The organism is Paraglaciecola sp. 2405UD69-4, from assembly GCF_047525415.1.
Classification (GTDB): domain Bacteria; phylum Pseudomonadota; class Gammaproteobacteria; order Enterobacterales; family Alteromonadaceae; genus Paraglaciecola.
This window is the reverse complement of record NZ_JBLIXM010000002.1, coordinates 582,776-601,506: the sequence shown is the minus strand read 5'-3', so window position 1 is coordinate 601,506 and position 18,731 is coordinate 582,776. Positions and strand designations below refer to the sequence as shown.

At 40.2% G+C, this 18,731-nt stretch carries 16 protein-coding genes and 5 tRNA genes; 10 read left to right on the top strand and 11 right to left on the bottom strand.

Translation table 11 applies throughout. The annotated features are described in order from the left end of the window. Positions 1-230 precede the first annotated feature (230 nt). Positions 231-322 (top strand) — tRNA-Ser (locus ACMUMK_RS09075). Between the two features lie 690 nt (positions 323-1,012). Beyond that, positions 1,013-1,972 (top strand): carbohydrate kinase family protein, encoded by a 960-nt coding sequence (locus tag ACMUMK_RS09070; RefSeq protein WP_414700805.1) that lies wholly within the window; start codon positions 1,013-1,015, stop codon positions 1,970-1,972. 66 nt (positions 1,973-2,038) lie between these two features. Here the strand turns inward: ACMUMK_RS09070 and ACMUMK_RS09065 are convergent, their stop codons facing one another. From ACMUMK_RS09065 to ACMUMK_RS09025, 9 genes are all read right to left on the bottom strand, one after another. Next, on the bottom strand, positions 2,039-2,998 hold the full coding sequence (locus tag ACMUMK_RS09065; RefSeq protein ID WP_414700804.1) for a sugar-binding transcriptional regulator: 960 nt from the start codon (positions 2,996-2,998) through the stop codon (positions 2,039-2,041). Positions 2,999-3,007: 9 nt separating this feature from the next. Next, positions 3,008-3,709 (bottom strand): HAD family hydrolase, encoded by a 702-nt coding sequence (locus ACMUMK_RS09060; RefSeq protein ID WP_414700803.1) that lies wholly within the window; start codon positions 3,707-3,709, stop codon positions 3,008-3,010. Between the two features lie 37 nt (positions 3,710-3,746). After that, the gene (locus tag ACMUMK_RS09055) at positions 3,747-5,213 is read right to left on the bottom strand and encodes a mannitol dehydrogenase family protein (RefSeq protein ID WP_414700802.1); all 1,467 of its coding nucleotides are present in this window, start codon (positions 5,211-5,213) and stop codon (positions 3,747-3,749) included. Positions 5,214-5,285: 72 nt separating this feature from the next. Continuing rightward, a complete protein-coding gene (locus tag ACMUMK_RS09050; RefSeq protein ID WP_414700801.1) occupies positions 5,286-6,305 on the bottom strand; it encodes an ABC transporter ATP-binding protein in 1,020 nt (339 codons plus the stop codon). 11 nt (positions 6,306-6,316) lie between these two features. After that, on the bottom strand, positions 6,317-7,147 hold the full coding sequence (locus tag ACMUMK_RS09045) for a carbohydrate ABC transporter permease (protein WP_414700800.1): 831 nt from the start codon (positions 7,145-7,147) through the stop codon (positions 6,317-6,319). 3 nt (positions 7,148-7,150) lie between these two features. Beyond that, complete coding sequence (locus tag ACMUMK_RS09040; RefSeq protein WP_414700799.1) at positions 7,151-8,023, bottom strand: carbohydrate ABC transporter permease; 873 nt, start codon at positions 8,021-8,023, stop codon at positions 7,151-7,153. 84 nt (positions 8,024-8,107) lie between these two features. Further along, positions 8,108-9,415, bottom strand: a complete 1,308-nt coding sequence (locus ACMUMK_RS09035) for an ABC transporter substrate-binding protein (protein WP_414700798.1) — start codon at positions 9,413-9,415, stop codon at positions 8,108-8,110. A gap of 93 nt (positions 9,416-9,508) precedes the next feature. After that, positions 9,509-10,852 carry a hypothetical protein gene (locus ACMUMK_RS09030; protein WP_414700797.1) on the bottom strand — a complete coding sequence of 448 codons (1,344 nt, stop codon included), beginning with the start codon at positions 10,850-10,852 and terminating at the stop codon, positions 9,509-9,511. A 685-nt stretch (positions 10,853-11,537) separates the two neighbouring features. Beyond that, entirely contained in the window at positions 11,538-12,029 is a 492-nt protein-coding gene (locus ACMUMK_RS09025; protein WP_414700796.1) for a flavin reductase family protein, read from the bottom strand. Between the two features lie 560 nt (positions 12,030-12,589). On the opposite strand from ACMUMK_RS09025, the gene uvrY reads away from it, so the two are divergent. The 7 genes from uvrY to ACMUMK_RS08990 all read left to right on the top strand — a co-directional run bounded on the left by uvrY (position 12,590) and on the right by ACMUMK_RS08990 (position 16,453). Further along, a complete protein-coding gene (gene uvrY / locus ACMUMK_RS09020; RefSeq protein ID WP_414700795.1) occupies positions 12,590-13,234 on the top strand; it encodes a UvrY/SirA/GacA family response regulator transcription factor in 645 nt (214 codons plus the stop codon). Positions 13,235-13,247: 13 nt separating this feature from the next. Further along, positions 13,248-15,074, top strand: a complete 1,827-nt coding sequence (uvrC, locus tag ACMUMK_RS09015; RefSeq protein ID WP_414700794.1) for an excinuclease ABC subunit UvrC — start codon at positions 13,248-13,250, stop codon at positions 15,072-15,074. An 83-nt stretch (positions 15,075-15,157) separates the two neighbouring features. After that, positions 15,158-15,721 (top strand): CDP-diacylglycerol--glycerol-3-phosphate 3-phosphatidyltransferase, encoded by a 564-nt coding sequence (gene pgsA / locus ACMUMK_RS09010; RefSeq protein ID WP_414700793.1) that lies wholly within the window; start codon positions 15,158-15,160, stop codon positions 15,719-15,721. A 193-nt stretch (positions 15,722-15,914) separates the two neighbouring features. Continuing rightward, positions 15,915-15,989, top strand: a tRNA-Gly gene (locus tag ACMUMK_RS09005). A 58-nt stretch (positions 15,990-16,047) separates the two neighbouring features. Continuing rightward, positions 16,048-16,121: transfer RNA gene (locus ACMUMK_RS09000), tRNA-Cys, on the top strand. A gap of 49 nt (positions 16,122-16,170) precedes the next feature. After that, positions 16,171-16,257: transfer RNA gene (locus ACMUMK_RS08995), tRNA-Leu, on the top strand. 109 nt (positions 16,258-16,366) lie between these two features. After that, positions 16,367-16,453, top strand: a tRNA-Leu gene (locus ACMUMK_RS08990). A 267-nt stretch (positions 16,454-16,720) separates the two neighbouring features. Here ACMUMK_RS08990 and ACMUMK_RS08985 read toward each other — a convergent pair. Then, positions 16,721-17,257, bottom strand: coding sequence for a DUF4136 domain-containing protein (locus tag ACMUMK_RS08985; RefSeq protein ID WP_414700792.1), 537 nt, complete (start codon positions 17,255-17,257; stop codon positions 16,721-16,723). 227 nt (positions 17,258-17,484) lie between these two features. Next, a complete protein-coding gene (locus ACMUMK_RS08980; protein ID WP_414700791.1) occupies positions 17,485-17,955 on the bottom strand; it encodes an FKBP-type peptidyl-prolyl cis-trans isomerase in 471 nt (156 codons plus the stop codon). 391 nt (positions 17,956-18,346) lie between these two features. Between ACMUMK_RS08980 and ACMUMK_RS08975 the strand changes: the two genes are divergently transcribed. After that, positions 18,347-18,712: a tetratricopeptide repeat protein gene (locus tag ACMUMK_RS08975; RefSeq protein WP_414701394.1), complete on the top strand. Its 366-nt coding sequence runs from the start codon at positions 18,347-18,349 to the stop codon at positions 18,710-18,712. Positions 18,713-18,731 lie beyond the last annotated feature (19 nt).

Below are 18,731 nucleotides of genomic sequence, written 5' to 3'. Positions count from 1 at the left end.
CTGTATTTGTATGGTGTTTAGGTGACTTTTTCAAGTGCTAATAGCGAATATTGTTACCAGTATATTGTAAAATGGTGTAAATACGCTCAATCCGTTCAAACAATAATCAAACGAAACATTTTATGAAATTAATACTTTACAAGCCTTAAAAACGTCACTAATATTCGCATCCTCAATTCGGGGACGTCGCAATAACTTGTTATCACGACTACAACGAATGAGAACAATACGGATAGCTGGCAGAGCTCGGTTTAATGCACCTGACTTGAAATCAGACGTACGGTCAAACGTACCGGGGGTTCGAATCCCTCGCTATCCGCCATATTTGAGAAACCCGCACTTGCTGCGGGTTTTTTATTGCCTAAAATTTATTGAGTTATAAATAGCAAAAGAGAGACCCACATGGTCCGACAAAAACTTCTGGAAAGTTTTTGAACATGCTTTGCATGGCCCGCGAAGCGGGTGAGGGCAGGGATAGCCCGAATACAAAAACTTCTGGAAAGTTTTTATTCGCCACATCCATGTGGCTCACCTACCTTGTAGGTCAGCTAAAGCTGTTCTTAGTTGCTCCTGCGCCTTTTGGTGAACATGCTTTGCATGGCCCGCGAACCGGGTGAGGGCAGGGATAGCCCGAATACAAAAACCTCTGGAAAGTTTTTATTCGCCACATCCATGTGGCTCACCTACTTTGTAGGTCAGCTAAAGCTGTTCTAAGTTGTTGCAACAAATTTTGCTGCTGAGCGTTTTAGCGCACCTATGTGCTTGGGCAAATACCTTATTTCCCATCATGTTTTTATAGCTTAATTTGTAATAATTCAATTTTGATATTCAATAAATTCTTGTTAGTAAATTGAGAAGTCGAAAATATTGATTTTTAAGCATAAATAGTCGATTTATTCCTACTTCAATGCCCTCGTTTTTATTATAATAAACAGATTCAAATAGAGGTCTTTTTAAGCACTGCTTCAGCTATATGAGTGCGGGCCGTAAATTATAAATGTGGAAGAACTAAATGAACGTTATTTGTGTTGGCGAGATGTTAATTGACTTTGTTTGTACTGATACCAATATGGGGTTAGTAAACGGTGTAAATTACGTAAAAAAATCTGGTGGCGCACCCGCTAATGTAGCTGCTTGTATCGGTAAATTAGGTGGTGAAGCATTGCTTGTGGCATCCGTTGGTCACGACCCATATGGCGAGTTTCTTATTCAAGAAGTCCAAAACTATCAAGTGAATACCGATCACGTAAATACCTTACCTATGTCTACTACCTTTGCCTTTGTTTCCTTGGCTGATAATGGCGAGCGTGAATTTGCTTTTAATCGCGGAGCCGATGAGCAATTAGCACTTAGCGCTAGTGATATTGATACTTTGACAAACAATTCAATTCTGCATTTAGGTTCAGCGACTGCGTTATTAGGTGGCAGTTTGAGTGAAAGTTATTTGGCACTAGCTAAAGAAGCTAAACGTAAAGGCAATATTATTTGCTTCGATCCAAATTATAGAATTGATTTATGGCGAGGTAGAGATCAAGAGTTTAAAGATGCTTGTAACGCCTACTTTAAAATGGCAGACATGGTTAAAGTAAGTGACGAAGAGTTAACTTTGCTTTCTGGCGAAGAAGATATGAAAACAGGTTGTCAATTTTTCCACGATTTAGGCGTGAAATTAGTATTGGTAACGTTAGGACCAGACGGTTGCTTAGTGTCATTAAATGGTGAACAAAAGATAGTGCCTGCTTATGAAATAAACGCCGTTGATACAACAGGTGCAGGTGATTCATTTATCGGTGCTATGTTGTTTAAAATGTCGCAAACAGCTGCCGGTGATAACTTTTATGAAAATGATATCGAGGATTTTGTGGCTTTTGCAGGTAAAGTAAGTGGCTTGGTCTGTTCTAGTATTGGTGCTATGTCAGCATTACCTACTTTAGAAGAAGTAGAAGCTATGAGTTTTAAAATTAAGCAGTAAACATTAAAAAGGGACATTCATGTCCCTTTTTAGTTTTTTGGTTACCCACTAAGTGAAACGAGTGGGTTAATCAATACTCAATAGGCGCTCTGCCGTATATTCATTTGTAATCAGACCATTAATCATTTTTGATCTCAGTGCGCCTAAAATAGCGAAAACTTTTTCTTCACCAGCGGCAATAGCATACACAGGTTTATCAACCCCAACTTTTAAAGGGGTACTGGCAACCCTTTGATTTACGGCGCAGTCAATCAAGTTACCATTTCGGTCAAAAACCCAACTGATCATTTCACCAACTGCACCTTTAGCATCAAGTTCATCTAACTCTTCGCTGGTGATAAAGCCATCTAGGTGTAGTGGTGAGTGGGGCCCTAAATCACCAACGCCTACAAAGGTTACATCAGCATTTGCCGCTAATTTTAAGTTATTAGCCACATAATATTGAGCATGTAATTGCTCTTTTTCAGCTTGGCTTCTAGGTAAAACTGGTAGTGGCATAGGGTAATGCTTTGCACTTACATGTTCTGCCATACGTACTACAACATCATAGGGTGAGGCCGACCCATCTGATGCCATATTACCTAGTAAGGCAACAATTTTATGTTGTTCACAATCTAGTGAAGATAACTCATCTACACAGGCTCGTAATACTCGCCCAGTGCCCATAGCTAAAACCTTAGGTTCAGCAGATTTTAAATGCCTTTCTATTTCGCTAGCCCCTGCTTGTGCTAACCCTAAGGTAGAGGAGGGGTCTTCAGCATCACTTGGGACAACTTCACATGATTGCAAACCAAAACGGCTTTTAATTTTGACTGCTAAATCCATACATTTGGCGACAGGGTGATCGAGCCTCACTTTAATTAGCCCTTCACTTACAGATAGGGCAACCATACGTTGTGCCGATTGTCTTGAAATATTAAGCTTTTTGGCTATTTCGTCTTGGGTCTTTCCTGCTACGTAGTATAGCCAGCCAGCCCTAGCTGCATCGTCTAACTTTCTTGTTTCTGTATTAGATAGCTTGGCCACGTTTACCTCTTATTTTCCTAAAGTTAGCGAAGGCGCTAACTTATATAATTGTTTCCATTGTTGAATTGTAACTACATCGTCCGTGATGTTGCTATTCACTGTCTCTTGGTTATTAAAATGACTTCCACCAAGATATTTAATAACTTGCATTTGGGCTGCTTGAGCGGCTTTTATCCCAGCTGCAGAATCTTCAATCACTAAGCAATGTTGAGGTTTTACTCCCATTTTTTGTGCTGCATGTAAAAATATATCTGGAGCCGGTTTCCCTCTTTTTACTTCAGAGCAAGTAAATACACAGTCAGTAAAAGACTCAGTTAGCCCTGTTACTTTAAGTGCATGTTTGACTCTTTCTGGGCTACTACTGGTGGCAACACAACTTGGTAAAGATAGTTGCGACAATAATGCTTGTAATTCAGGGGTGGTGGTTAATTCTGCCGTAAATGTTTCCATTAAAGCTTGATGGTAATCATCTTTAAACTCTTCAGGTAATGAAACTGAGAAATCTGCGAGTACTTTAGCTGTGACATGGGCAAAACTATGCCCTAAAAAGTGTAAGTCAAAATATTCACCAGAGACGTCGGCGCCTAGCTCTCCCAACATTTTTAATAGTACCCTTTTACTAAGTACCTCGCTGTCTATTAATACACCGTCACAATCAAAAATAACTAACTCTATATTTTTATATCTAGTCGTCCCATTCAAATTAGTCATATTCTTACCACCGTTTTAGTTAGACATAGCTGGTATGCTAGTCCAAATATTGCTTTAGGGTGTTTGCTGTTCCATGGTCCCAAAGACTTGTTAACCAAGTTTCAAAGTGGCCAGCAAAACGCTCATTATCACACAGTGTTCCAAATATGTCGGGCATTTGCAAAAATGCCTTTGGGTTTTCTTTTGCTAGTAAAGCTTGCTTTATTAAGCGCGTTGCTTGTTGATCCTCTAAAGTAATACTACTCTCTGCTGCGCCAGCCGCTGCACATAGTCGGCACCATAAGGCCACCACTAAAGCTAAACCTTTGACGTCTCGGTTTAGCTCAAGGTTGGCAGAGATTATGGGTAGTATGAATTTAGGCAAACGGTTGGAGGCATCTTGACAAAGCCTTTGTACAGTATCCCGTACTTCTGGGTTACTAAAGCGAGACTCAATCAAGTTAAAATACTCAGTAAAGTCTATCCCCGGTACCGGTGCGAGGGTAGGAATTATATCTTCTGTCACTAGCTTTTTGAGATATTCGCTGATAACAGAATTGCCCATAACGTCATGTACCAATTCTATTCCTAGTAGCGCTGCAGGGTAAGCTATCGCAGCGTGTCCACCATTTAAAATGCGTAATTTCATAAGTTCAAATGGGGCAACATCAGCTACAAATTCAACGCCTACTTTTTCTAGGGGAGGGCGACCATTTGTAAACTTATCCTCAAGTACCCATTGTCTGAAAGGTTCGCAAAACACTGGTGCTTGATCCTCAATGTTAAATAAACTGCTAAGCCTTTCTCGCTCTTTGTCTGAGGTTGCAGGAGTAATACAATCCACCATAGAATTGGGAAAAGTCACCTCTGACTCAATCCACTGTGCTAATTCTTTATCTATGGCCATTGCCATGTCTAACACCGCCCGTTTAGTCACATTGCCATTGTGCGGAATATTGTCACAAGACATAATGGTAAAGGCTTTAATACCTTGTTCCCTTCTAAACTTAAGAGCTGCAATCAAGATACCAAACACTGTCGATGGATTATTGAAGCTATTTATATCCTTTTGTATTTCAGGGTGGTGTAAATTGAATCCACCTGATTTTTCATCAATAAAATAGCCCCCTTCTGTGATGGTAAGAGACACAATTTTTATATCTGCTTGGCTAAGGGCACCAATTAAACTGTTTTCATTATTATCGATGAAATCAATCATAGAACCACATACCTCTGCAGTGAGGCCTTGAGCATCCAGTTCAACTACTGTGGTAAGCCAATCTTGCGAGAGCAACTTATTACGCATGGCCATATCGTAAGACTTGGTGCCAGCTCCTTTTATGGCCCAATTTAAGGCTTCTCCAGTATTAAATAGCTTATGCAAGTACATAGCTTGATGGGCACGGTGAAAGTTACCCACACCAATATGGACAATACCGCCAGACAACTGGTCTTTGGTGTACTTGGGCTTACGTACCTCGCAAGGCAAGGTAGTTAAGGTTTGGCTATTTAATTTAACTGGCATTAGGTGTTACTCGTTTTAGCGCTGTTGGCCACTATAAAAGTGGCACTAAGCTGATTTTAGGTACAGTTAACTTTAACTTGCTTGGTCTGTTAGGCGAGGCAAGGTGTTACCAGCTTTATCAAAGCGTAAGATCTTATTTTGAGCCGCACTCAAGAACACCTTATCACCGTAGGTAAAGGGGCAGTCGCCGTCACTTTTAACGGTTAAGGTGCCAACTTTTTCTACATGAACATGCAAGAATGTTTCAGAACCTAAATGCTCAACCACACCTACATTACCCGCCCACATACCTTCGTCTGTAGATATCTGAATATGCTCTGGGCGCACACCAATTGAAGTTGCCCCATCCTCAGCGTTATTTACGTCAATAAAATTCATCTTAGGTGAACCAATAAAGCCAGCAACAAAACGGTTCACTGGGTTTTGATATAGCTCTAATGGGGTGCCAACTTGTTCAATGATGCCGCCATTAAAAACAGCAATGCGGTCTGCCATAGTCATAGCTTCTACCTGATCATGGGTAACATAAATCATGGTGGTGGCTAAACTTTTATGTAACTCTGATATCTCAAGGCGCATGTTAACCCTAAGAGAAGCATCCAGATTCGACAAAGGCTCATCAAATAAGAATGCTGAGGGTTGACGTACAATGGCACGACCAATAGCAACACGTTGTCTTTGACCTCCAGATAACTGGCCAGGCTTACGATCTAAATAATCATCGAGGTTGAGTATTTTGGCCGCAGATGCAATTTTTTGCTCAATGATCTCCGGAGATACTTTTGCACGCTTAAGAGGGAACGCAATATTATTACGTACCGTCATATGTGGGTACAGAGCATAAGACTGAAATACCATAGCCAAACCTCGTTTGGCAGGTGGGGTACTAGTGGCATCTTGTCCGTCAATTTCAATGGTACCACTGGTGGTATCTTCTAATCCGGCAATCATGCGTAGTAAAGTCGATTTACCACAACCTGATGGGCCTACAAAAACGATAAACTCACCGTCTTTAATTTCTAAGTCTAATGGCTTGATAACGTTCACATCACCAAAGCTTTTTGTTACTTGTTTTAATGTAATACTACCCATTTTCAATTCTCCTACTTAACTGCGCCGAAGCTTAATCCACGCACTAATTGTTTTTGACTAAACCAACCCAAAATTAAAATGGGAACTATTGCCATAGCTGATGCTGCAGATAGCTTGGCGTAAAATAGCCCCTCTGGGCTTGAGTAACTGGCAATAAATGCCGTGAGTGGCGCTGCGTTGGCTGCCGTTAAAATTAAGGTCCAAAATGCTTCGTTCCATGCCAATATCACGTTCAGTAATAAGGTTGACGCAATACCTGGTAAGGCAATAGGTAAAAGCACATGAAATACTTCTTCTACTATGGTGGCGCCGTCCATACGTGACGCTTCAAGAATTTCGCTGGGGATTTCTCGAAAGTAGGTGTAAAGCATCCACACCATGATAGGTAAGTTGATTAAGGTCATCACAACCACTAAGCCTAACTTGGTATCTAGCAACCCAAAGTCACGGAACAACAAGTAAATAGGGATCAACACACCAACAGGAGGTAACATTTTGGTAGATAACATCCACATCAAAAGGTTTTTGGTACGCTTAGTTTGTACAAAGGCCATTGACCAAGCTGCAGGGATGGCTATAAGCAAACCTAACAAACTTGACCCTAAAGAAATCACCACTGAATTCCAAAAGTGAGTGAAATACGGAGAGCGCTCTAATACGTCTCTGTAGTTTTCTAAGGTCCAATCAAACATAAACAAACTTGGGGTCGCTGATATCGCCTCTGCTTCTGTTTTAAAACTAGTAAGCAAGGTCCACAGGATAGGGAAAAATATCAAACCACTTATGGTCCAAGCTAAAACCGTATAAATTAATTTTGATTTATGACTACTGATAATTGCCATGATTTAGCCCTCCAAGTTTTTGCCAATAAGGCGCATTAAGAAAATGGCAACAATGTTAGCTATGATCACCGCTACTATGCCTCCAGCAGACCCACCGCCTACATCAAATTGCAGTAACGATTGGGTATAAATTAAATAAGTAATATTGGTTGACGCATATCCTGGCCCGCCGCTTGTTGTCACAAGAATTTCAGCGAAGATAGACAATAAAAATATGGTTTCGATAAGGATCACAGCGGTAACGGCACGAGATAAGTGCGGTAACACTATGTAGAAAAACTTACTAAATGGGCCTGCGCCGTCTAAATCTGCCGCTTCTAATTGCTCACGATCAAGAGACTGAATAGCCGTTAGCAAAATCAAAGCTGCGAAGGGTAACCACTGCCAAGAGACAAGAATGATAATCGACAACAAAGGCACTTGAGCGAAAAAATCAATAGGGTTCATTCCTAACCAAGATGAAAAGTGCGCAAACAAACCGTTAACTGGGTTCATCAACATATTTTTCCAAACTAGGGCTGATACAGTTGGCATCACAAAAAACGGTGCCAAAACCATAATACGCACGTAATTTCGGCCCCAAATAGCTTGGTCAAGCAAAATGGCTAAACCTATGCCACCACAAATGGTAATAGTTAACACACCACCTACAAGTAAAAGTGTGTTGAAGAAAGACTCAGTAAAGGCTGGGTCGGTAAGAAAAAATTCGTAGTTTAGAAAGCCAATGAACTCATGTTCGCCAGGTATGAGTAGATTGTAATCCAAAAAAGAAAAGTACAATGTCATACACAGCGGCACGATCATCCACCCCAGTAGTAACAATACTGAGGGCATCAACATAAACTTTGCCAATGTGCGGGATTGTGTAGTCGCCATAATTAAGACCTTTTAATATTATTAATATAGGGTAAGTTACCCATAGATATTGCTTGGATAACTTACCCGACTATAAGCCGTTTGCTATTTAGGGTAGCGGGCTTTACGCATGGCGCGTTCTGTCAAACGTTGTGAACTAGCTAAAGCTTGTTTCACTGTCATTCTGCCGGTAAGTGCGGCGCTAAATTGTTGACCTACTGCGGTTCCAATTCCTTGAAATTCAGGAATAGCCACAAATTGCACGCCTACATAAGGCACTGGCTCAACAGTAGGGTTAACTGGGTCGGCTGATTGAATAGAATCTAGTGTGATTTGCGCAAAAGGCGCTGCTTTTAAGTACTCTGGATTTTCGTATAAAGATATCCGTGTACCTGGAGGCACTTTTGCCCAGCCTTTTTTAGAGGCGACTAAGGCTGTGTACTCTTTAGAGGTAGCCCAGCTAACAAATTTCATAGCAGCATCTGATTTTTTGCTACTTGCAGGGATAGCTAAGTTCCATGCCCATAACCAGTTACCACGTTTGCCTAAGCCGTTATCTGGCGCTAGTGCAAAGCCTACCTTGTCTGCTACTTCCGAGTCTGTTTTGTTGGTAACGAATGCACCTGCCACTGTCGCATCAATCCACATGCCGCATTTGCCTGTTTGGAATAAGGCTAGGTTTTCGTTAAAGCCGTTAGCAGAAGCTCCAGGAGGGCCTGACTCTTCCATTACATCAACATAGAACTGCAGGGTATCTTGCCAAGGCTGAGTGTTAAACTGAGGCTTCCAGTTTTCATCAAACCAGCGAGCTCCAAATGAGTTAGACATAGAGGTGATTAAAGCAATGTTTTCACCCCAACCAGCTTTACCTCGTAAACAGATACCGTAAACCCCGGCGTCTTTGTCTGTCATTGCTTTAGCCGCTTTACGAATAAAGGTCCAAGTAGGGGCCTTAGGCATCTCTAGTCCAGCTTTTTCCATAAGATCTGTGCGGTACATAACCATTGAGCTTTCACCATAAAATGGGGCAGCTACTAGCTTATCGTCTATTGACAGGCCGCTTCTGATTGCTGGTAGCAAATCATCTTGATCATAGTCGGCATCTAGTTTGTCTAGTGGTTTTAACCAACCTTGTTTACCCCAAATAGGAACTTCATATGTACCTATTGTCATAACATCATATTGCCCACCTTTAGTGGCAACGTCTGTGGTGACACGTTGGCGTAGAATGTTCTCTTCTAGTGTTACCCACTTTAAATTTATATCTGGATTTTTAGCTTCAAAATCAGCACTTAGCTCTTTCATGGTGATCATGTCACCGTTATTCACTGTGGCGATTGTGATCGTTTCTGCGGTTACCGCTGCACTCATAGTCAAAGCGCCGCAAGCTAGCATAGTTAATTTATTTAACATCGGGTATTCCCCTTATAATCAAAATTAAGGTCTCATTTAGTTGCTCTAAATGAGACAGTGTTGTTTGTATCGTTCGCGTTAGGTAACTAAACCTTAAAACTTAACTGAGATTTCTGACGTAATACCATCAAAACCAGCGCCAATTTGGCCACCAGAGTTAATGCCTTCGTCTTGGTCTACGTATTCAACTTTCAATAAGGTTTTATCGTTAAACCAGTAACCCGCAGCAACTTGTAGGCGCTCTACCTTGTTATCTGTTTGTTCAATAAGATCAGAGGTGTTTTTAGCGTCAGAATAACGAGCTGCTAAATAGAATTTTTCAGGAATAATGTAGTGCTGTGCTTCAACTACATAGTATTCAACAGAAGAGTCACCATTGATAACATTAACGGAATCAAAGGTTGTACCGTCTGCATCAGCTACGCCGTCTGTTCCAAAGTAAGTGATACCAGCTAATGCATTACCCGCAGTATCTGCAAAGGTGTAATCATCAGAAGACTTACCAAGCATTAAGATAACGCTAGTGTTCGGGTTAGGTTGATATGCTAAATCTAGTTCGATAATAGACTGGTTAAGGCCAGGCAATGCACCTACGTGGGTATCACGCTCACTTGAAGCAGAAGCAGAGAAGTTATAGTTTTCACCGTCACCAAAGCGATAGTTTGTAGTCGTTACACCATCAAGACTTGCGATTCCATTTTGAAAATCTAATTGATCACCTTGGTTAGCTTGGAAAAAGCTTAAACCAGCTTTAAAGCCATTTGTAAATTCTAACGCGCCTTGTAAGCGGTAGTTGTACCCGCGGTCTTCTTGGAATGCTTCACCAAAGCTTGACGTAGTCATATGACCTGCAACTGTATAGCTGCGGATTGGGCCATCTTCAAAAGTCTTTTTATAACTAAGTTGCGCACCGTTTTCGGCAGTGGCGTAGTCGGTAATACCGTTACCTATAAGCGCATTGCCTTGGTTGTCTGCTCCGTCTTGAAAGCCTTTAAATTGGAAAGGAGAAGCACCTATATTACCCAAGCGTAGCGTTAAGTTAGAATCGTCGCTGGCATTACCAGAAAGCCCAAGTAACTCAAACTCAATACCAGCAAAGTCTTGGTGGAAAGAAAAATCTCTATCGCCATTGTTACCAAAATCATTTGGCTCTTCGGCGATATCAACGTCGGCAGTAATGTAATCGGTTATATAAAATTTAAATTGTAGGTTGACTCTAAGGCGACCAAAACCGTCTGATTGCTCTTCATCTACTGGTCTAAAAGCGCCTTCTTTGGCTTGAATGGCTTGGTAGTTTTGCATCGCTAAAAAGTTAATATCTGCTAGACCGTCCAAGAACTCTTTCGCATAAGCTTCCGAACTATGTATTTGTGTTACTGCGCTTACCGCTAAAACTGCTGCTGGTAAACCTAACTGTTTTTTCATTTTATTTAACATGTTTGTGTCCTGCGTCTCATTCGTTATAAACAATAAAAATTGGTAAAAATCTTATTAATTTTACGTTCCGTATTACCAATTCATTTGTGAGCAATTAATTCTCCCTATAACCAAAATACTCTTTAGTGCATATGCTCAGCTGTTGGGCATATTCTCAGAATGTTTTGTTAAGATCAACATTTTTAGTTACATAAATTTTACATATTTGGTTTTTGTTTTTAAATTTGAATAAAAACAATGACTTAAGTTTGGGTATTTTGTTAATGAAAATGGCGAGTTTTATAGGGTGGAGAGCTTGCTTTGAAATGCCTTTAGAAAACCACACAAATATTTTATTGGCATATTTGTTAATAGTACTGCCGGTAGAACGAAGCAGGGAGGTTGTTATGAGCGTTAAATACCAAGAAATAGTAAATATATAAATGCACTTTTATAGCTAGTGCAATTGCCCTTAAAAGTAATTTTTGTTGCTATTATGTAAATCAAGTTGGCTTAAAAATCAGGTAACTTTACAAGGTAATTTTTAGCTAATTGGGTAGAGCTAAATTAAGCTAGGCACAACAGCTAGCTAAATGTAATGCAGGGTATTTGCTAGATGCAAATAGGGGCTAGAGGTTTTTTGTGATCGTGAGAAACTAAGCTTTGTTATCGGTAAAACATGGATTTTACCGATAGCAGGTTGGAGCTAGTCGTGTACTACTTTGGCGTAAGAGCCCGAATGAAATACCAGAGGTTTATTACAGTCCGCTGTTTCGTAATCTAGTACTTTACCCACCAATATTACATGATCGCCACCATCATACTCGTGTTGACACACACATTGAAAACGCGCACTAAACTCAGGCAATAAAGGCACATCGCCAATACCTGAGGTGATATCTAAGCCTTTGAATTTGTCTTCGCTTTTTTGGGCAAAAGTATTTGATAAGTCTTGCTGGTGTTCACTTAACACATGAACGGCAAAATGGTGACCTTCTCCAAAAGAACTTAATGAGCGTGCCCCTTTGTCTAAGCTCCACAAAATCAGAGGTGGATTCAAAGACACAGTGTTAAAGCTACTTGCAGTAATGCCAATTAATTCACCCAATTCATTTTTGGTGGTGATAACCGTGACTCCTGTAGGAAACTTACCCAAGGCGTTTCGGAAATCTCTGGGGTCGAATTCGGGTTGGGTCATTGAGACTCTCCTAATTATTTACGTGGTTTGTGTCTCAAAAAATGACATTGAAACGATAAAGCAGCTAGCTTAAAGCTTCTTAGTCAGTTTGAAAATAGGGAAGGTAGGGTTCTTAGATACAATAAATATGAATAAAATAAATCCTCTTATGATTATTAAGTATTGATTGTTCTAAATTAAAACAATCTAGATCAAGTTAAAGGGCATTTATGTTTTGGGTTTTACGGCCGAATGATTTACCCTTACAACACTCGATTAATATGGCTTGTAATAACCATGTTTTCTTCTAAAACTAAACAACCTGACACAAGTTCAACCCATCATCTAGCGCATATACCAACTAAGTGCAGATGCGGTGGAAAACCTACTAAACCTGCTAAGATTGAAGGTTTGACAGATAGGTGGGTGATTAAGTGTAGAGTTGACGCATGTTATGCGTATAATATTGGCCAAGGACTGAATGACACAATTGCTGGTTGGAACCGCTTAAGTACTCACTTTTACAGATAATAAGTAACAGCGAGTTGAACATATAAAAATAAGAAGTACGGAGTTCTTCCTTGATTAAACTGTTATTAGTCGATGACCACGAATTAGTGCGCACCGGCATTAGACGTATATTAGAAGACGTAAACGATTTTGAAGTAGTAGGTGAAGCAACAACTGGTGAAGCAGCCGTTAAGTTTTGTCGTAACAGCGCACCTGATTTAGTTTTAATGGATATGAATATGCCTGGTATTGGTGGCATAGAAGCCACTAAGCAAATATTACGCTTTTCAGAAAATACTCGCGTTATCGTTTTGTCGGTCCATAAAGAAAATCCTATCCCCGGTAAAGTCATGCAAATGGGCGCTTTTGGTTATTTAACCAAAGACTCCGAGCCTAAAGAAATGATCAACGCTATTTATAAAGTCGCTTCAGGGCAGAAGTATGTCTCCCCAGATATTGCGCAGCAAATTGCCCTTGGTCAATTAAATTTCAATGATGGTAATCCCTTTGAGCAATTATCAGAAAGAGAGCTAGAAATAGCCATGATGCTGACAAAAGGCTCTAAAGTGCCTGATATTGCGGTTTCTTTGAATATCAGTGCAAAAACCGTAAATACCTATCGCTATCGTATGTTTGAAAAGCTAAGTGTAGGGACGGATGTAGAGCTGACACATTTAGCGCTGCGACATAAGTTAATAGCGGCAGAGCACCTGTAATTAACTAGCCCTAATGAGTGAAAACCAAACCTTCGACTATCAAGGCTTTCTTAAAATTCTGACAAATCAGCCGGGCGTGTACCGCATGTATAATCAGAAAAAAGAAGTGATATATGTAGGTAAGGCCAAAAATTTAAAAAAGCGGGTATCTAGTTACTTCCGTAAAAATGTAGATAGCATCAAAACCCGTTCTCTGGTCAAACAAATCTGTGATATGGACGTCACTGTGGTTCACAGTGAAACAGAAGCATTCATTCTTGAAAACAACTACATCAAAAAGTACAAGCCTAGATATAACGTACTGCTTAGAGATGACAAGTCCTATCCATTTATCTTTTTATCAGACCATACCCATCCTAGGTTAAGTAATCATAGAGGCCCTAAAAAACTAAAGGGTGAGTACTTTGGACCCTATCCAAGTGCATGGGCGGTGCGCGAAAGCTTGCGTACCATGCAGCGTTTGTTTCCAATTCGCCAATGTGAAGACAGTTATTACCGAGCTAGAACTCGACCGTGTTTACAGTATCAATTACAGCGCTGTGCCGGCCCATGTGTTGAAGGACTCGTATCTGACGAAGAATATTCGCAGCAGGTACAACTAGCCCGCTTGTTTTTAAAGGGTAAAAATAAACAAGTTATTGAATCACTTGTGCAGCAAATGGAAAAGGCCAGTAGCGAACTTAGGTTTGAAGTGGCGGCCCGTTACCGTGATCAAATAGGCGCTTTGACTAAGGTTCAAGAGCAGCAAGGTGTCAGTGGCGACCAACAAGAAATGGATGTTTTTGGGTTTGCTTACCGTAATGGTATCGCCAGTATTCAAGGTATGTTTATTCGAGATAACAAGTTGTTAGGCAGTAAAAGCTTTTATCCAAAAGTTCCTGCAGAGTCTAGCGCTGAAGAAGTGTTCCAATCTTTTCTACTACAGTTTTATTTAGCGGGTAATAAAGTCATCCCGCAGCAAATTGTTATTCCTATCGATATTTTAGAGCAAGCCTCAATTGAAAGTGTACTGGGTGCCAAAGCTGGCCGAAAAATACAGTTCTTTAAAGGTGTGCGAGACGAAAAGCGCCGGTATCTAGACTTAGCCAATACCAATGCAGAAAACGCACTGGTATCGAAACAAAGCCACCAAAAATCAGTTTTTGCCCGTTACTTAGAATTAGAGAAAATTCTAGAGTTTGAACAGCCTATACAAAGAATGGAATGCTTTGATATTAGCCATACATCTGGACAACAAACTGTTGCATCTTGTGTGGTGTTTAATAGAGAAGGCCCCTATAAAACCGATTATCGAAAATTTAATATCGAAGGCATTACCCCAGGTGATGATTATGCCGCTATGGCACAAGCCTTGGCGCGGCGCTATCGTGATGTTAAAGACCCCAGTAAAATACCAGATATTTTGTTTATTGATGGTGGTAAAGGCCAACTTGCCCAAGCAGAACAATATTTTGAAGATTGGAAGCAGGATAAAAAGCCTTTATTGATAGGTGTGGCAAAAGGTAGTAGCCGTAAAGCAGGTTTAGAAACCCTAATACTAGCTGGTAGCCACGCCACCATTCCCATGCCAGGGGACAGCATAGCCCTGCACCTTATTCAGCATATTCGAGATGAGTCTCACCGTTTTGCTATAACTGGGCATCGTGCCAGACGTCAAAAAGATAAAACCACCTCTAAGTTACAATCTATTCCTGGAGTAGGAGCCAAACGTCGCCAAAGTCTATTAAAATATATGGGAGGATTACACGGAGTATTACAAGCCAGTAAAGACGAAATATCCAAAGTACCGGGTATAAGCGTTGAGCTTGCAGATATTATTTATGATCATATTCATAATTGAGCTTTGAAATATCGCCCGCATATGGGTTAATAGCCCTTTCTTTAATCTAATAATTATAAACATAGGAAATACAGAGACGTTTCATGTGGACTATTCCTAATATCATCACAATTGTCAGAGTGCTGCTTATACCTGTTTTTGTTATCGTGTACTTTCTCGATTGGAAATGGGCACATCAGGCTGGCGCATTTATCTTTTGGTTTGCAGCCATCACAGATTGGTTTGATGGCTACCTAGCACGAAAACTCAATCAAACCACCGCCTTTGGGGCATTTTTAGATCCAGTAGCAGACAAACTTATTGTTGCCGCAGCCTTGCTACTCATAACCCACAGCTACAACAATCTACTGATCACCATTCCTGCAGTCTTACTAATGTCTAGAGAAATCTATATTTCTGCACTACGAGAATGGATGGGGCAACAAGGCAAGCAAGACTTAGTAAAAGTATCATTTGCAGGTAAAGCCAAGACCATGGCACAAATGTTAGCCTTAATTGGTTTACTATCTGAAATGGAATATTTTATGGGAATTCAAATCTATTGGGTTTCACTTGGCTATATTTTGTTATATTTTTCAGCAGTGTTATCTTTTTGGTCAATGATTGTGTACACCAAAGCTGCATGGGACGATCAAAAACAATCATAGAAATAGCGCTTATTCACAGCTTTTTGCGCAAAATTAACACGCACAAGCCAAAAAATAAGCAGTCAGTTCAAAAAGTTAATTTTTGTTATTGACTCCTTCTACTTTGAATGTAGAATGCAGCCTCAGTTTTAGGGAGCCAAACGATTTACCAGTTAGGCAATCAAAAAACTAAACAGAATATAAAGTAAATTATGCGGGAATAGCTCAGTGGTAGAGCACAACCTTGCCAAGGTTGGGGTCGCGAGTTCGAATCTCGTTTCCCGCTCCAATTTCTTTAATTTTGAAGGTTTTACTTAAAGTAACATGTTTATTTTAAGGTAAGATTCGGCGGAATGGCAGAATGGCTATGCAGCGGATTGCAAATCCGTGGATCTCGGTTCGACTCCGGGTTCCGCCTCCATAAACGCTTAAGCAATACCAGCTTACTTAATCAAGTAAGTACCCCCGATGCCCGGGTGGTGAAATTGGTAGACACAAGGGATTTAAAATCCCTCGTTCGTAAGGACGTGCCGGTTCAAGTCCGGCCCCGGGCACCATTTTGTACTTCTTAATAATTTATTGTTTAATACAACTAATCTAGTCTTTTGGACGTATGTTTTAGTTGTAAGCAAAACCAGCTTACTTAATCAAGTAAGTACCCCCGATGCCCGGGTGGTGAAATTGGTAGACACAAGGGATTTAAAATCCCTCGATCGTAAGATCGTGCCGGTTCAAGTCCGGCCCCGGGCACCATTTTACGTTACAATCCCTCAAGTATATTAAGTTAGTCAAAACTATTAACCTTTATGTATTGCCGCACTCAAACCGATGCTATGCATGTGGTCCAGGGATAAAATACACTCCAATATAATATTTCCCTTTCGGATCATCGCAAGCGATGTAAATGATTACTCCAGACAATTACTTGGTTATTTTTGATGGGCTAAAGCCCAACCTACAAGGGCGTTACTATTATCGCATAGGTCGGCATTTATGCTGCTAAATTTACTTGATGTGCCGTTACGACTTAGGAGTAGGGGGAAATGATCTTAAAATGCTCTCTACTAACTCCCCAATCTTTGTTTGCAGTTCTACGCTATTACCCGAGTCTATTTCAATCTCGTCTATACCACTCCAAATAATCTTGTCACCTTGCTGTATATCAATTCTCAGGCTTTGATAAATTATCTCTTGTTTACCCAATGGGAGGCTTAAAATGCTACCAAGGGATATTCCGCCAGAGCGGCCTCCAATACCGGTACCAAGTCCAATAGAGAAGCTACTTCTGTTTGGCTCGGTAGAGGTAACAGCAAAATAACTTACATCTATATCGCCTTGGGCTGTTTCAGTCTTGTTAAGTCCTTTAGATATGAGGTTTTGCTCTATGCTGTTGCTAATTAAAGTAGAACGGAGTTGGTCTGGTGATTCTATTGGCTGGTCTAAAGAAAAACTATTTATGTTTGAGAAACTAACAGTCTTATCGTAATCAATCTGCCTAGTAGTACTACAGCCCAAACAAATTACAGATACCATTAACAATAAAAATGTGTGTTTCATCAAAGTCGGATCCTGAGTCATTTAAGGGTTTAATATAATGTATACGGTAAAGGTGCAAATTAAGAGCACTATTACTTGTATATGGTTGATCCTCGATTTTTAAAGGCCTGTTAATACCAAGGTTTAAAAGGGATCTAGCACTAGTGTGCTATAAAAAAAGGCAAACTTAGTTAACACTTAAGTTCGCCTTTGTTTGTTATTAAATGATTTGATTAAAAGATAACGTTTTACTGAATGTCTAACAGCTCTACTTCAAAAATTAATAAAGAGCCTGCTGTAATTTTACCTGTAGCTCTATCGCCATAGCCTAAGTTGGCAGGGATAAAAAACTTAAATTTATCACCTACTACCATTAATTGAACGCCTTCTGTCCAACCAGCAATCACTTGATTTAACGCGAAGCTAATAGGTGAATTACGCTCTACTGAGCTATCGAATACAGTTCCGTCTAACAAAGTGCCGTGGTAATGCACTTTAACCTTAGAGCTGCTAGTGGGGTACGTATTACCATCACCTTTATTTAGCACCTCATATTGCAAGCCAGAAGGGGTTTCTTGCACCCCAACAACGGTTTTGTTTATGGCTAAAAACTCCTTAGCCGCAGCTTTGTTCTCAATAGCCAACTTTTTATTAGCGGCACTTCTATTGAAATAAAGGACTGCTAAAGCAATAACGACAATAATTAAGATAAACTTCATGAAAATTCCTATAAAAAATATGCTGACTAACTAAGCTCACGAACATCAATATCAACACTTTTGGTTGGCTATTAAAATAATATAGTTAGATATGACTCATGAGAGGATAATACACTAATTACTTATGATGCTTAAGATACTCAGTTTTAAAGGTGGGGCTTTTCTTTATTAGTGTTTAGTTATTGTTGGATACCTAATCTTAAGGTGTTGATAAAAGTCATTGCTTAGTAAAATTTTGCCTTTTGAGCCTAAAACTTAGTTGCATGTTAGTACACCTCATCCGATTACCGTATGATTGCCCCAATCATTAGTAGATTCATTTTCTTAGGTAAATTACGTGAAAATTAATACCAAAATATACAAGGCCGTTTATGGTCTGTCTGAAAAGCTTATGGCTGCGGCTGATAGAGATAATCAGAAAGAGTTTGATAGATATTTTGCTGAACTAAAAGCGATTTGTGTTGCAAACGAGAATACCCCTAAAGATCATCCAGAGCAGTGGGAGACACTAGCTGACTTTACTGAAGACTTGGCCGAGGCAGTGGTGGGCTATCAAAAAGCTTTGGAAAAGGCACAAGCCATTAACTCTAAAGATCATATGTCATCTATTGGGTTTTCTATGGGGAGCTTACAACTACAGCTAGGTGATAAAGAAGCAGCAATTCAAAGCCTTAAAGCAGCAAAAGTGAGTGCGAGTAAGATTCAAGATAAGGAGCTTAAGTCTGAGATAGACGCACTTCTTATAAGATTACTTTAAGCTTGGCCTTTCAAAAATA

What these genes read in the sequence shown, in the direction of transcription:
- ACMUMK_RS09030 (WP_414700797.1), bottom strand. Translation starts at nt 10,852, where the DNA reads ATGTTAAATAAAATGAAAAAACAGTTAGGTTTACCAGCAGCAGTTTTA.
- ACMUMK_RS09070 (WP_414700805.1), top strand. Translation starts at nt 1,013, where the DNA reads ATGAACGTTATTTGTGTTGGCGAGATGTTAATTGACTTTGTTTGTACT.
- pgsA (WP_414700793.1), top strand. Translation starts at nt 15,158, where the DNA reads ATGTGGACTATTCCTAATATCATCACAATTGTCAGAGTGCTGCTTATA.
- ACMUMK_RS09050 (WP_414700801.1), bottom strand. Translation starts at nt 6,305, where the DNA reads ATGGGTAGTATTACATTAAAACAAGTAACAAAAAGCTTTGGTGATGTG.
- ACMUMK_RS09040 (WP_414700799.1), bottom strand. Translation starts at nt 8,023, where the DNA reads ATGGCGACTACACAATCCCGCACATTGGCAAAGTTTATGTTGATGCCC.
- uvrC (WP_414700794.1), top strand. Translation starts at nt 13,248, where the DNA reads ATGAGTGAAAACCAAACCTTCGACTATCAAGGCTTTCTTAAAATTCTG.
- ACMUMK_RS09045 (WP_414700800.1), bottom strand. Translation starts at nt 7,147, where the DNA reads ATGGCAATTATCAGTAGTCATAAATCAAAATTAATTTATACGGTTTTA.
- ACMUMK_RS08985 (WP_414700792.1), bottom strand. Translation starts at nt 17,257, where the DNA reads ATGAAACACACATTTTTATTGTTAATGGTATCTGTAATTTGTTTGGGC.
- ACMUMK_RS09035 (WP_414700798.1), bottom strand. Translation starts at nt 9,415, where the DNA reads ATGTTAAATAAATTAACTATGCTAGCTTGCGGCGCTTTGACTATGAGT.
- ACMUMK_RS08980 (WP_414700791.1), bottom strand. Translation starts at nt 17,955, where the DNA reads ATGAAGTTTATCTTAATTATTGTCGTTATTGCTTTAGCAGTCCTTTAT.
- ACMUMK_RS09055 (WP_414700802.1), bottom strand. Translation starts at nt 5,213, where the DNA reads ATGCCAGTTAAATTAAATAGCCAAACCTTAACTACCTTGCCTTGCGAG.
- ACMUMK_RS09025 (WP_414700796.1), bottom strand. Translation starts at nt 12,029, where the DNA reads ATGACCCAACCCGAATTCGACCCCAGAGATTTCCGAAACGCCTTGGGT.
- ACMUMK_RS08975 (WP_414701394.1), top strand. Translation starts at nt 18,347, where the DNA reads ATGGCTGCGGCTGATAGAGATAATCAGAAAGAGTTTGATAGATATTTT.
- ACMUMK_RS09060 (WP_414700803.1), bottom strand. Translation starts at nt 3,709, where the DNA reads ATGACTAATTTGAATGGGACGACTAGATATAAAAATATAGAGTTAGTT.